The following is a 12548-nucleotide window of genomic DNA, read 5'->3' as shown; positions in this document are numbered from 1 at the left end:
CCGCTCCGTTAGATGGGTGTAAACAACGACAACCACTCAAAAAAAGGAGCGATTACCCATGAAGAAGAAAACAATGAACAAGATTGTAGCACCGGCACTCGCACTCGGCTTACTCGTACCATTGAATGCACAGGCAGCGGATCACGCGCCGACAGCTAGCACACCAGCAGGTGACTTACGAGCCACGCTCGACCAACTACTGTCTGAGCATTATGTCTTAGCCGTCACATCGATGATGAAAGCTTACGACGGAGCGCCAGACGCTGAAGTCGCGATGAAGGCACTCGATCAAAACGCACTCGACATGACTCCGGCCATCGCTTCGATTTATGGAGATGAAGGCGCAGCCCAGTTCGAAGACATCTTCGCTGGTCACAACGACTATTCAGCTGACTTCGTCGAAGCGGCTAAATCAGAAGACAAAGAGCTTCGCGCTGACGCGGAAGCCGAAGTCGATGAATTCGTCGAAGAGTTCTCAACATTCCTTGATGCAGCAACAGAAGGTAACTTACCAAAAGACGCTGCAGCTGACGTACTTGAGCTTCATGAAGACCAAGTTCTCTCAGTATTCGACAACTATGTCGCAGGTGACTACGAGTCGGCATACATGACGTACCGTGAAGGGTACAAGCTCATGTTCGACATCAGTAAAGCCCTCTCAGGCGCAATCGTCACACAGATGCCTGACAAGTTTGAAACTGCTGCTGACACACCGGCCGTCGAGCTTCGTTCGACATTGAACAGCCTTGCTGGTGAACACTTCGCCCTCGCAGCAATCGGCATGCAAAAAGGCTACGATCAAGCAGAAGATTACGACTACGTGAGCTGGGCTGAAGATCAGAACACACTCGATTTCAAAGCAGCCATCGGCTCAGTCTACGGTGACGAAGGTGCGGCCCAATTCGAAAAAGTATGGAACGGGAACCACATCACAGCACAAGGTGACATCGTTGCCGCTACACTCGAAGGCGATGAAGCTAAAATTGAAGAAGCACGCATGAAGCTCGACCAGTTCGCTGTCGATTTCAGCACATTCCTCGACGCAGCGACAGAAGGTAACTTGCCACAAGAAGCTGGCCAAGAAGCCATCAAACAACATGAGGCCCTCGTGCTTCAAACGTTCGATCAGTATGTAGCTGGTGACGCGGATGCCGCTTGGATGTCATTCCGTGAAGGATACGCGTTCATGTTCGGTGTTGGTGAGACACTCGGTAACGCGATCGTGACACAAATGCCTGACAAGTTCGCTGAAACAACAATGCCTGAAGAGATGCCTGAAACCGGTCTCGGTGGTGCACAAGAACAATCAATGAACACGCTCTACGCTGGCCTTGCTGTACTTGGCGGAATCTTACTCGCCTTCGTAACGCTTCGCAACCGTAAAGAATCTGTTCAATAATTCAATAAGGAGGGAGCCCCATGAACAAGCGCCATTTGTTTCTGGCGCTCTCTCTCTTTTGTTTTGGCTTCTGGACGTGGACGAGCGCCCAAGAATCGTCGTCACCACCTGTAGAAGAAAAACAAATAGAGGAGAGCCCAGATTTATCGGCTGAATTCTCACTTCTACAGGAAGAGGTGAAGAAGCTTCGATTAGCCGAGGAAGAGGAAAGTGCCAAGGCCGCGACACCCGTCCAACTTCAAATTCCCAAAATCAAGGTCGACACCGCAATCGAACAGGTCGGCGTACTCGACAACGGACAGATGGGCGTCCCAAAAGACGAGAACCAAGTCGGTTGGTTCGAGCCGGGCGTCAAGCCAGGCAGTAAAGGAAATGCCGTCATCGCGGGACACGTCGACAGCAAGACCGGCCCTGCCGTCTTTTATGAGCTCGATCAACTTAAGACCGGCGATGACGTGACAATCATCGACGAGAACGGCAACACGTTGACGTTTCGTGTCACAAAAACAGAGAGTTACGATACGAAAAACGCACCGATCGAGGATATCTTCGGGGCCACGTCGAGTCGACATTTGAACTTGATCACGTGTTCCGGTACGTTCGGTGACGGCGGTTACGACGAGCGTTTCGTCGTCTATACCGAACTTGTCGATACCGAAATCAATACCGAAGTCGAACTCGACGCACCGACGAGCGTCGAACTCCGCGGGAACTTATTGACGTGGCACGCCGTCCGTGACGACGCCGTCATCGGCTATCGCGTCTATGAGGTCGTCGACGGTGAAGCGACGCATATCGAAAGTATCCCGTCGCACGCCCGGAAGAGCATCGAAGTCACGCACGAGCAGGCAGCTTATTATGTGACAGCGATCGATCAACTCGGGAACGAGTCGAGTCCTTCCGCACAGACGAAGTGATGACCAGAGCACCCACAGACCGCCATCTGTGGGTGCTTTGTAGCTGATTTCGCCTTCAAAAAAAGCATCCCTCGATGAGGAATGCTTTTTCGTTTAGACGAAACATGGGATCTGCGGGTTGAACGTCTTGTTGTTCTCCGTCATGATCTGTTTCTTGATTTTGCCTTCGCCGAGATAGACGATACGGTCGGCGAGCGCCTCTGCGTCCTCTTCATCGTGGGTAACGAAGATCGTCGTCGTCCCCGTCTGTTTGAGGAGGCGGCGCAAATCGTCCCGAATGCGATGTTGGAGCGACGTGTCCAAGTTGCTGAACGGCTCATCCAAGATGAGGAGCGACGGTTTCGGAGCGAGCGCACGCGCGAGCGCGACACGCTGTTGCTGACCGCCACTGAGCTCGTACGGATAGCGATGACGGAACTCGGACAAGTTCACGAGCGTCAGCATCTCTTCGACGCGCTCGTTCCGCTCTTTCCGGCTCAATTTATGCAGACCGAAGCGGATGTTCTTCTCAACGGTCATATGCGGGAAGAGCGCATAGTCTTGGAACACCATCCCGACACCACGCTGTTCAGGCGGCATGAACTGGCAATCGTCGCAACAGACACAGTCGTTGACGACGACGACGCCTTGATTCGGCATCTCAAGCCCTGCGATGAGGCGTAAAATCGTACTCTTCCCAGAACCGCTGTCACCGAGAAGCGAGACGATTTCACCTTTCGTGATCGAGATCGAGAATCCTTTAATCGTCTCGGCTTGCGCACCTTTATAGCTGAAGTGTAAATCGTTGATTTGAACAAACATTAGTCGGCCTCCTTATCAAGCACCTTATGGAAAACAAAGATCAACAGTCCGCTCATGAGCACGATGACGATCGAGGCGAGCGCGGCCTCATGTATCTTCTCGTCACTGACATATTTGAACGCCTGTGTGGCGAGCGTCGAAAAATTGAATGGCTGTAAAAACAGCGTCAGCGGCAATTCTTTCATAATATCGATAAAGACGAGGATGAACGCGCTCATGATCGCCCCTTTAATCATCGGGATATCGACCCGGAAGAACGTCTGCACCGTCCCCCACCCGAGCATGCGTGACGCTTCCGTGAACGACTTCCCGACTTTCTCAAATCCACTCTCGATCGAGTTATAGCCGATGGCGAGGAAGCGGATGACGTAGGCGAAAATGAGCATGATGAGCGTCGTCCTGAACACGAACGTCTGGCCTAAGTCCAAAGCGAGCGCCATGTTCAACACCCACTCATCAAGCAGCAAGAACAACGTGATGACGGCGATGGCGATGGCCGCTCCCGGGATTGAATAACCGAGCGTCGTCACTTTCGAGATGACGCGTGTCATGTTTGACGGGAACAGGCGCGTATAGTTCGCGATGATGAGCGCAAACACGAGAATGATCATCGTCGCGATGAAGGCGACGCTCACCGTGTTCCAGACGAGACGGAAAAACTCGGCTGTGAACACTTGTTCAAACGTCAATACCGTCCAAGCAACGAGTTGAACGAACGGAATGAAGAATGCGACCGCGAAGATGGTCGCTACATAACCGAACACGGCGTATCGATGCCATCCATTCAGTTGTCTCGGTTTGAGCGGCTTCACTTTCGTCGTCGCATAGCTGAACTGTTTTCGACCTCGGATCAGCCGTTCCATCGTCAAGATGGCGATGACGAGAATCATGAGCGTCCCAGCCAATTTGAGCGCTGAGGACGTATCTTTCATCCCGAACCACGTACTGAAGATGGCCGTACTGAACGTCTGAATCCCGAAGTATTTGACGACGCCATAGTCGTTCAACACTTCCATCAAGACGAGGCTGACCCCGCCGATGATGGCGACGCGCGAAATCGGGATGACGACGGTGAAGAAGATATCCCACGAGCCGCGGCCGAGGATACGGGCGTTTTCAATCATCGAGGACGATTGATTGTGCAGGAAGGCACGCGTGATCGTGTAGATGTATGGATACAAGAACAGCGTGAAGATGAACACCGTCCCTTGAATCGTCATGATGTTGAAATACGTCTGGTCGACCGTGATACCGAACTCGTTGCGAAGCGTCGTCTGGATGACGCCCGTATAGTTTAAAATCCCGTGATACGTATAAGCCCCAATGTAAGGCGGGATGGCGAGCGGTAAGATGAGCGCCCATTTGAAGAACCGACGGAATGGAAAGTCGTACACCGTGACGAACCAAGCCAGGCTCGTTCCGATGACGGTCGTCAACAATCCGGTCGCGAGCATGATGAACAGTGTATTGCGCACATAAGTCGGCAACAAGTACTCGCGAATGTGTTGCCAGTTCTCGTTGACCGGTGCGAACAGCTCGACCAAGACGACGACGCCTGGCAGGACGATGAACACCAGCGCGATAAAGCTGAGGATGGCCCATCCATTCAGTTGTCGTTTCAGCGCGTACCAGTTCATGTCGTACAACTCCCGTTCTTTCGTTCAGTCACTTCCTGTCCCATCATATCAGTTTCCGCGCCTACGGTGTACCGTCAGCGTGCCATGAAACACAAAAACCTTCGGCCTGAACATCTGTTCAAGCCGAAGTCGTCTTATTTCCAGCCCGCTTCGTTGAAAATACGGATGGCTTCTTGCTGGTTTTCACCGAGGACAGACAAGTTGATGTCCTGCTCTTTGAACTCACCCCATGATTGAAGGAGCTCGTTCGGTTCAACCGATTCGTTGACCGGATACTCGTAGTTCACGCTCGCAAACTGCTCTTGTGCTGACGGATCAGACATGAACTCCATGAGTTTCTTCGCGTTTTCTGAGTTCTTCGCTGCTTTTGTCATCGCAATCCCCGAGATGTTCACGTGTGTCCCCGTCGTGTCTTGGTTCGGGAAGAAGACACCGAGTTGCTCGGCCACTTTCTTCTCTTCCGCATCTTCCGAGTTCAACATGAGACCCATGTAGTATGTGTTCATGATGGCGACGTCCCCTTCACCGGCGACGACCGCTTTCGCTTGGTCACGGTCGTTCCCTTGTGGATCACGCGCCATATTGTTGACCATGCCTTTTGCCCACTCTTTCGCTTGATCGACACCGTTCACTTCAATGAATGAAGCGAGGAGTGAGATGTTGTACATGTTCTCAGACGGACGAACGAGCACTTTTCCGTTCCACTGTTCTTCTGTGAGCGCTTCGTATGTTGACAAGTCTTCTGGTTTCACACGGTCTTTTGCATAGACGATGACACGTGCCCGTTTCGTGAGACCGAACCACTCGTTGTCCGTATCACGATATTTTTCAGGGACGTTCGACTCAAGCACGTCGCTATCGACCGCTTGAAGATGTCCCGCGTCTTTCGCTTGATACAAGTTCCCGGCGTCTGCCGTGATAAAGAGGTCGGCCTCTGTGCTCTCACCTTCTGTGTTCAAACGCTCGAGAAGCTCATCGCTCTTCCCTTCGACGACGTTGACTTTTACGCCCGTCTCTTCTTCGAACTGCTTGTAAAGTTCTTTATCGACGTCATAGTGACGGCTCGAGTAGACGTTGACGACTTTCGACTCTTCTGCTGTCTCGTTATCATTTGACGTCGTCTCTTCCGTGCTCGCGCAAGCGGCCAGGAGTGATGTTGTGAGCGCAGCCGATAGGCCGAGCGCCATGTACTTTTTGTTCATTTGATTATCCCCCACTTATTCATCTCTATTGTTGGTAATGATAATTACTCTCAGTTACTATCATCACTGATAATCATTCTCACGTCAACCTTTTTTTGAAATCGTTTACAGTAGTTATAAATACATAACTTAACAGTTTTGACGTCATCATTTCTTGACTTCAAAATGACTACGCACCTATAGTGGAAGAGAACAAACCGTCTGGTCGGTACAGAAAAGAGGGATGACATGACAAACCGATCAATAATCACCAAGCAAAAACTGTTGGATGCCGCGACCGATATCATCATGGAGCACGGTGTGCATCACCTGACATTGGATGAAGTCGCCAAGACGGCGGGTGTCTCGAAAGGTGGTCTCTTGTACCACTATCCATCCAAAGAAGCGTTGTTGACCGCCATCGTGGAACGGCTCCAAACCGAGCAAAACGATTTGTACGAATCGCTCCAAGCCGATGGCAATGGCCCTGTTGAGGCGTTCGTGCGTCTCTTTGACGAGACGAAACTTCATCCGGAGCGCTCAGCCATCCACATCGACGCCGAAAAGATGATTGCGTTCCTCACATTGTTCGCCGTCGACCAAGAGTACGCAGAGCGGTGGAAGCACGACCTCGACACGTTCTTCGCACAGTTTCAACAGACGAGCGATCCAGTGGAGACGATGATCATCCGCTATGCGCTCGAAGGAATGATGATGTCCGAGCACTTCAATGTCGGCGTCGCCCCACCTGCTTTAAAACAAGACATTATCGCTCGCTTGATCGAGCGAGCCCAGAATATCGATTCGGGTAAAACAGACTAATCTATTAGAGGAGAAATGAACCCCATGCAAAAAATCACGTCCTTCTCCGTCAATAACAAGTTCGCCGTCTGGTTGATGACCATCATCTTGACGGCCGCCGGAATTTTCGCCGGCTTGACGATGAAACTAGAAACATTGCCTGATATCACGACACCGACCGTCTCGGTGACGACGATTTACCCAGGAGCCTCACCTGAACAAGTGCTCGACGAAGTCAGCACCGTGCTCGAAGAGCGCTTGAAGAGCTTGAACGGGGTCGAACAAGTTCGTTCGTCTTCGTTCCAGAACGCTTCAAACATTCAAATCGATTATGATTTCAGCACCGATATGGAAGAAGCTGAACAGCTCGTCAAAGACGCGCTCAGCAACGTCGAATTACCAGAAGCCGTTCAAGACCCACAAGTATCACGACTCAGCTTTGACGCGTTCCCTGTCGTTGGTGCAGCCGTCTCAGATGAGAGTCTCGATTTGGCCGAATTGACGAAATTGGTCGAAGATGAGTTGCAACCGGCCCTTGAAGGCGTCGAAGGCGCTCAGACCGTCCAAATCGCCGGACAAGAGATTCGTCGCGTCGAGCTTCAGTTCGATGAGGAGGCACTCGCCGAATACAACTTGACGGAAGACACGGTCAAACAGTTGATTCAAGCGAACGACGCCCGCATCGCGCTCGGCCTGTATGAACTTGGTGATACGGAGCAAGCCGTCGTCATCGATGGGAAGTCGGAGACGCTCGAGGCGTTCCGCGACCTCCAAATTCCGTACTCACCCGCACAAACGGAACAGCCGGTGCCAGGTGCGCCAACGGAACTTCCGACTGACGAGACCCCACAAGTCCCGACTGAAATACCAGGTGCCGTCCCACCTGCCAATATCCCGACAACCGTCCCGACCGTCGCTTTGAGCGAACTCGCGACGATTGAAGATCGTGGCATCGAGGAATCGATTTCGCGCTCAAACGGAGAACGTTCAATCGGGATTCAAGTGACGAAAACACAAGACGCGAACACCGTCGACGTCGTCAACGCCGTCAAAGAGGTGCTCGCCGACTTCGAGGCCGACTATGACACGGCCAACGTCTCCGTCACGCTCGACCAAGGTCAACCGATTGAAGAATCGGTCGAGACGATGGTCTCGAAAGCGTTACTCGGTGGTCTATTCGCCATTTTGATTATTCTCGTGTTCCTTCGTAACTTCCGCTCGACGATTATTGCGGTCATCTCCATCCCGCTCTCGCTCTTGATGGCGTTGATCGTCTTGAAACAGCTCGACATCACGCTCAACATCATGACGCTCGGCGCGATGACCGTTGCCATCGGACGGGTCGTCGATGACTCCATCGTCGTCATTGAGAACATTTACCGTCGCCTCACCCGTCCGAACGAGACGTTGCGCGGCAAAGAGCTGATTATCGCCGCGACGAAAGAAGTGTTCATTCCGATCGCGTCGTCGACAATCGTCACGATTGCCGTCTTCTTGCCGCTCGGGTTCGTCACCGGATTCGTCGGTGAGCTGTTCTTACCGTTCGCCTTGACCGTCGTCTTCGCTTTGCTCGCGTCACTTCTCGTCGCGATCACAGTCGTGCCGATGATGGCCGACTCGTTCTTTAAGAACCGTGACAAGTTGAAGCCGGAAGAAGGACCAGGGAAACTCGCCGAATGGTATCGCGGCGTCCTCAACTGGTCGCTCAACCATAAACTCGTCGTCTTCGGCCTGGCTACCGTTCTCTTAATCGGAAGTTTCGCCCTCGTCCCAGCCATCGGGGTCAACTTCTTGAACCAAGAATCTGAGAAGACGCTTTACGTCACGTTCGACCCAGAGCCGGGACAAACGCTTGACGACTCGATTGCGGCGGCCGAAATCGCCGAGACGTATTTCATGGAAGAGCAAGCGGACGCGACCGATGTTCAATTCACGGTCGGTGGCGAGAACCCGCTTAACCCAGGAAACAACAAACAAGGAATTTTCATCGTCCAGTACGATCCGGACACGGAAGATTTCGCCGATGTCAAAATCGCCGACGTCGAACGCTTGAACGAACTCGCCTCTGGCGGTGAATGGAAAGAACAAGACTTCGCCGGCGGTGCCGGAACGAGCGGCGTGACGTACAACGTCTACGCCAACTCACTCGAAGACCTCGAAGCCATCGTTCCGACGTTCATTGAGACGATTGAAGAAGAGACGGATTACGTCCGTCAAGCGACGTCTGATCTTCGTGAATCATACGTCCAGTACACGTTCAACGTCGACCAGCAAGCAGCTGCTGAGGCAGGTGTATCGGCCGCTCAGCTCGCCCAGACGATTGGACAGTTCCAAGCGCAAGAAAGTCCGCTCTCGACCGTGACGATTGATGACAAGCAACTCGACGTCATCATTCCGACAGAACAAGTCACGTACGACAGCATTGACGATTTGCAGGAACAAGAAGTGACGACGCCGTTCGGACCACGTCCAATCTCAGACTTCATCGAAGTCGAGGAAGGCACGACACCGGATACGCTCGTTCAGCGTGACGGCAAGCTCCTCGCTCGCGTCAACGTCGAGCTCAGCACGGACAAAGCGACGGAAGCTTCGGCGGCCATCGAAGAACGTGTGTCTGACATCGAGCTCCCGACTGGCGTCTCGTATGATGTCGGCGGTGTCACTGAACAGATTCAAGAATCGTTCACTCAGCTCGGTCTCGCCATGCTCGCAGCCGTTGCCATCGTCTACTTGGTGCTCGTCATCACGTTCGGCGGTGCCGTTACACCGTTCGTCGTCCTGTTCTCGCTCCCTTACGCGATTATCGGGGGACTTGTCGCCCTTCTCATCACTGGCGAGACGATCTCGGTATCTGCCTTGATTGGAGCGCTCATGTTGATTGGGATCGTTGTGACGAACGCCATCGTCTTGATTGACCGTGTTATTCATAAAGAAGAAGCTGGTCTCTCGACGCGTGATGCCTTGCTCGAGGCAGCCGGTACGCGCCTCCGTCCAATCCTCATGACGGCACTCGCGACGATTGGTGCCCTCGCACCGCTCGCGCTCGGTCTTGAAGGTGGCGCTTTGATTTCGAAAGGTCTCGGTGTGACCGTCATCGGTGGATTGACAAGTTCAACGCTATTGACGCTCCTCATCGTTCCAATCGTGTATGAGTTCTTCGCACGGTTCCGTAAGAAAAAAGAAGCGTAATTCAAAAGAGAGTCGCCCATAAAGGGTCGACTCTCTTTTCGATTCGGTCATTCCTGATGTGTTCCTCACGGCTTTCCGTGCTTTTATAAAACCTCTTTGGAGAGAAGAACTTCACTTTTTGATGATTGCCTAACCTTGACCTGTACAAATAAATCTGAGAAAATTCTTACGTTTTGAACGTATTCGCGAAAGGATGGTATACATGCAACTCTTTATCAAATGGATGATCGGCCTTTCGCTCTTATTCGGGTTAAGCGCGCTCGGCAATTGGATCGTCGCCACTTTAGAATGGAAAGTGCCTGGGAACGTCGTCGGGATGATGCTGTTGTTGATATTACTTATGACAAAAATCATCCGAGTCGAATGGATCGAGGACAGTGCCGGCTTCCTCACGAAACATCTCGCTTTCTTCTTCATCCCGATTGCGGTCGGTCTCATGTCTTATAGTAATCTATTAAAAGCAGAAGGGATTCCGCTCTTTCTCGCCTTGATGATCAGTCTAAGTGTGGGGCTCATCGTGACCGCCATCATCTCCGGAAGACGAGGTGAAGCGTCATGACATTATTTTGGGTACTCGTCACAGTTGGTGTCTATCTCATCAGCCGAAAACTATCATTTAAATGGGCGTCTCCGTTCACGAACGTCGTCTTCTTGAGCACAACTATTTTGATTGTGATCCTCCTTCTCTTTGAACAACCGTACGACGTGTATGAACCGGCCAAAGATTTGATCACGATTTTACTCGGCCTGGCGACCGTCGCCCTCGGTCTGCCGTTGTACCGCAACTTGCCGACGCTACTCGCACGCGCGAGACGTGCCCTCAGTGCAATCGTTGCCGGTACCGTCTCGACGATCATCGTCGCAGTCATGATCGGAACGGCGCTCAAACTGACGGACCAAGTGCTCATCGGGCTAGCGGTCAAATCCGTCACTGCTCCGATTGCACTCGAACTGGCAAAACAGCTCCAAGGAGACGCGGCGCTTGCTGCCTCCATCACTGTCGCCTGTGGCATACTCGGTGCCATGTTCGGTCCGCTAATGTTGTCGCTTTTCAAAGTGACTGATCCGTTCACGCGAGGACTCGCACTCGGAACGATCAGCCACGGCATCGGCACGGCTCAAGCCGCGACAGAACATCCGCTCTCAGGGGCCACCGGGGGCGCGGCGATGGGCCTGTCCGCCATCTTCACGTCGTTTTTGTTGCCGTTTCTCCTGCCGTTCCTTCTTTAAAAAAGGCCAGCACCCTTGTTTCATACAAATTGAGTAAAAGTAGAGGCCTTGCGCCTCTCTTTTTATTTTCAAACAATTTCGATACTTCTCAAAACGGCTCTCATGCTACACTAAACGAGAACAGATTGATTAGAGGAGGCAGACCATGCAATCGAAATTAATTGAACGTTTAATCACGTATGCAAAAATTGATACACAGTCCGACTTCACGAGTGAGACGACACCGTCGACGGCGAAACAATGGGATTTGATTCGCCATCTCGAGGCTGAGTTAAAAGCGATTGGACTCGAGGACGTCGAGACGGATGACTATGGCTACTTGTTCGCCACCCTTCCGAGTAACGTCGACCATGACGTACCGACGATCGGCCTGCTCGCCCACGTCGATACGGCGACCGACTTCACCGGGACGAACGTCAACCCGCAACTCGTCGCACATTACGAGGGCGGCGATATCGTCTTGAACGAGGCGCTCGGTGTCATCTTGTCGCCGAGTGACTTCCCGGAGCTCGATGGCTACGTCGGACATACACTCATCACGACAGACGGCACGACGCTGCTCGGTGCCGACGACAAAGCCGGCATGGCCGGGATCGTCACTGCGGTCGAATACTTATTGGCCCATCCGGAAATCCCGCATGGCCCGGTGCGAATCGCCTTCACACCGGACGAAGAGATTGGACGCGGACCACATAAGTTCGACGTCGCCCGCTTCAACGCCGATTTCGCCTATACGATGGACGGCGGCCCGCTCGGTGAACTGCAATACGAGAGCTTCAACGCTGCCGGCGCCACGGTCACGTTCCATGGGACGAACGTGCACCCGGGCAGCGCCAAAAACAAGATGGTCAACTCGATGAAATTGGCGATGGCGTTCCACAACCGCCTCCCGGCCGATGAGGCACCGGAACATACGAGCGACTATGAAGGCTTCTTCCATCTGAACGGCTTCTCTGGCGACGTGGAGACGACGACGCTGCAATACATTATCCGCGACCACGACCGCACAAAGTTCGAGGCGCGCAAAGCGTTGCTTGAAAAGCTCGTCGTCGAATGGAAACAGAAGTATGGCGAAGCGCGCATCGACTTGAAAATGGACGATCAATATTACAACATGGCCGAGAAAATCGAGCCGGTAAAACACATCGTCGACACCGTCGCCGACGTCATGCGCGAACTAGGCATCGAACCGAAAATCGAACCGATTCGCGGCGGGACGGACGGTTCGCAACTGTCGTATATGGGACTCCCGACCCCGAACATCTTCACGGGTGGCGAGAACTATCACGGCAAGTTCGAGTACGTCTCCGTCAACAACATGGAAAAAGCGACCCACGTCATCATCCAGACGCTCCGTACGTTCGCTGAACGCGCGCGAGCATAACACATGCGC

General features: G+C 52.8%; 10 protein-coding genes. 7 read left to right on the top strand and 3 right to left on the bottom strand.

The genetic code is table 11. The features are described from left to right. Positions 1 to 58: 58 nt before the first annotated feature. Both KNP78_RS06320 and KNP78_RS06315 read left to right on the top strand, forming a co-directional pair. Positions 59 to 1399: a globin family protein gene (locus tag KNP78_RS06320; protein ID WP_214754841.1), complete on the top strand. Its 1341-nt coding sequence runs from the start codon at positions 59 to 61 to the stop codon at positions 1397 to 1399. A gap of 20 nt (positions 1400 to 1419) precedes the next feature. Further along, entirely contained in the window at positions 1420 to 2316 is an 897-nt protein-coding gene (locus KNP78_RS06315) for a class F sortase (RefSeq protein WP_214823465.1), read from the top strand. Between the two features lie 93 nt (positions 2317 to 2409). Here the strand turns inward: KNP78_RS06315 and KNP78_RS06310 are convergent, their stop codons facing one another. The 3 genes from KNP78_RS06310 to KNP78_RS06300 form a co-directional block, all read right to left on the bottom strand. Beyond that, complete coding sequence (locus tag KNP78_RS06310) at positions 2410 to 3117, bottom strand: ABC transporter ATP-binding protein (protein ID WP_021068048.1); 708 nt, start codon at positions 3115 to 3117, stop codon at positions 2410 to 2412. Beyond that, positions 3117 to 4754, bottom strand: a complete 1638-nt coding sequence (locus KNP78_RS06305; protein ID WP_214823464.1) for an ABC transporter permease — start codon at positions 4752 to 4754, stop codon at positions 3117 to 3119. The genes KNP78_RS06310 and KNP78_RS06305 overlap by 1 nt, the downstream gene beginning before the upstream one ends. Before the next feature lie 134 nt (positions 4755 to 4888). Continuing rightward, entirely contained in the window at positions 4889 to 5956 is a 1068-nt protein-coding gene (locus KNP78_RS06300; RefSeq protein ID WP_034780649.1) for a Fe(3+) ABC transporter substrate-binding protein, read from the bottom strand. A 228-nt stretch (positions 5957 to 6184) separates the two neighbouring features. On the opposite strand from KNP78_RS06300, the gene KNP78_RS06295 reads away from it, so the two are divergent. The 5 genes from KNP78_RS06295 to pepT all read left to right on the top strand — a co-directional run bounded on the left by KNP78_RS06295 (position 6185) and on the right by pepT (position 12539). Then, positions 6185 to 6757: a TetR/AcrR family transcriptional regulator gene (locus KNP78_RS06295; RefSeq protein WP_052090260.1), complete on the top strand. Its 573-nt coding sequence runs from the start codon at positions 6185 to 6187 to the stop codon at positions 6755 to 6757. Between the two features lie 24 nt (positions 6758 to 6781). Next, positions 6782 to 9925: an efflux RND transporter permease subunit gene (locus tag KNP78_RS06290; RefSeq protein WP_214823463.1), complete on the top strand. Its 3144-nt coding sequence runs from the start codon at positions 6782 to 6784 to the stop codon at positions 9923 to 9925. Between the two features lie 202 nt (positions 9926 to 10127). Further along, positions 10128 to 10484, top strand: a complete 357-nt coding sequence (locus tag KNP78_RS06285) for a CidA/LrgA family protein (RefSeq protein WP_034780640.1) — start codon at positions 10128 to 10130, stop codon at positions 10482 to 10484. After that, positions 10481 to 11155, top strand: a complete 675-nt coding sequence (locus tag KNP78_RS06280) for an LrgB family protein (protein ID WP_214823462.1) — start codon at positions 10481 to 10483, stop codon at positions 11153 to 11155. The genes KNP78_RS06285 and KNP78_RS06280 overlap by 4 nt, the downstream gene beginning before the upstream one ends. Before the next feature lie 145 nt (positions 11156 to 11300). Further along, entirely contained in the window at positions 11301 to 12539 is a 1239-nt protein-coding gene (gene pepT / locus KNP78_RS06275) for a peptidase T (RefSeq protein ID WP_214823461.1), read from the top strand. Positions 12540 to 12548: the final 9 nt, after the last annotated feature.

This window comes from Exiguobacterium sp. s28, assembly GCF_018618135.1.
GTDB lineage: Bacteria > Bacillota > Bacilli > Exiguobacteriales > Exiguobacteriaceae > Exiguobacterium > Exiguobacterium mexicanum_A.
The sequence above is the reverse complement of the archived record's forward strand: the minus strand, read 5'-3'. Positions and strand labels throughout refer to the sequence as shown.

Bases quoted from the DNA above. Each gene is read 5' to 3' on its own strand.
- KNP78_RS06320 (WP_214754841.1), top strand. From the start codon at position 59: ATGAAGAAGAAAACAATGAACAAGATTGTAGCACCGGCACTCGCACTC.
- KNP78_RS06315 (WP_214823465.1), top strand. From the start codon at position 1,420: ATGAACAAGCGCCATTTGTTTCTGGCGCTCTCTCTCTTTTGTTTTGGC.
- KNP78_RS06310 (WP_021068048.1), bottom strand. From the start codon at position 3,117: ATGTTTGTTCAAATCAACGATTTACACTTCAGCTATAAAGGTGCGCAA.
- KNP78_RS06305 (WP_214823464.1), bottom strand. From the start codon at position 4,754: ATGAACTGGTACGCGCTGAAACGACAACTGAATGGATGGGCCATCCTC.
- KNP78_RS06300 (WP_034780649.1), bottom strand. From the start codon at position 5,956: ATGAACAAAAAGTACATGGCGCTCGGCCTATCGGCTGCGCTCACAACA.
- KNP78_RS06295 (WP_052090260.1), top strand. From the start codon at position 6,185: ATGACAAACCGATCAATAATCACCAAGCAAAAACTGTTGGATGCCGCG.
- KNP78_RS06290 (WP_214823463.1), top strand. From the start codon at position 6,782: ATGCAAAAAATCACGTCCTTCTCCGTCAATAACAAGTTCGCCGTCTGG.
- KNP78_RS06285 (WP_034780640.1), top strand. From the start codon at position 10,128: ATGCAACTCTTTATCAAATGGATGATCGGCCTTTCGCTCTTATTCGGG.
- KNP78_RS06280 (WP_214823462.1), top strand. From the start codon at position 10,481: ATGACATTATTTTGGGTACTCGTCACAGTTGGTGTCTATCTCATCAGC.
- pepT (WP_214823461.1), top strand. From the start codon at position 11,301: ATGCAATCGAAATTAATTGAACGTTTAATCACGTATGCAAAAATTGAT.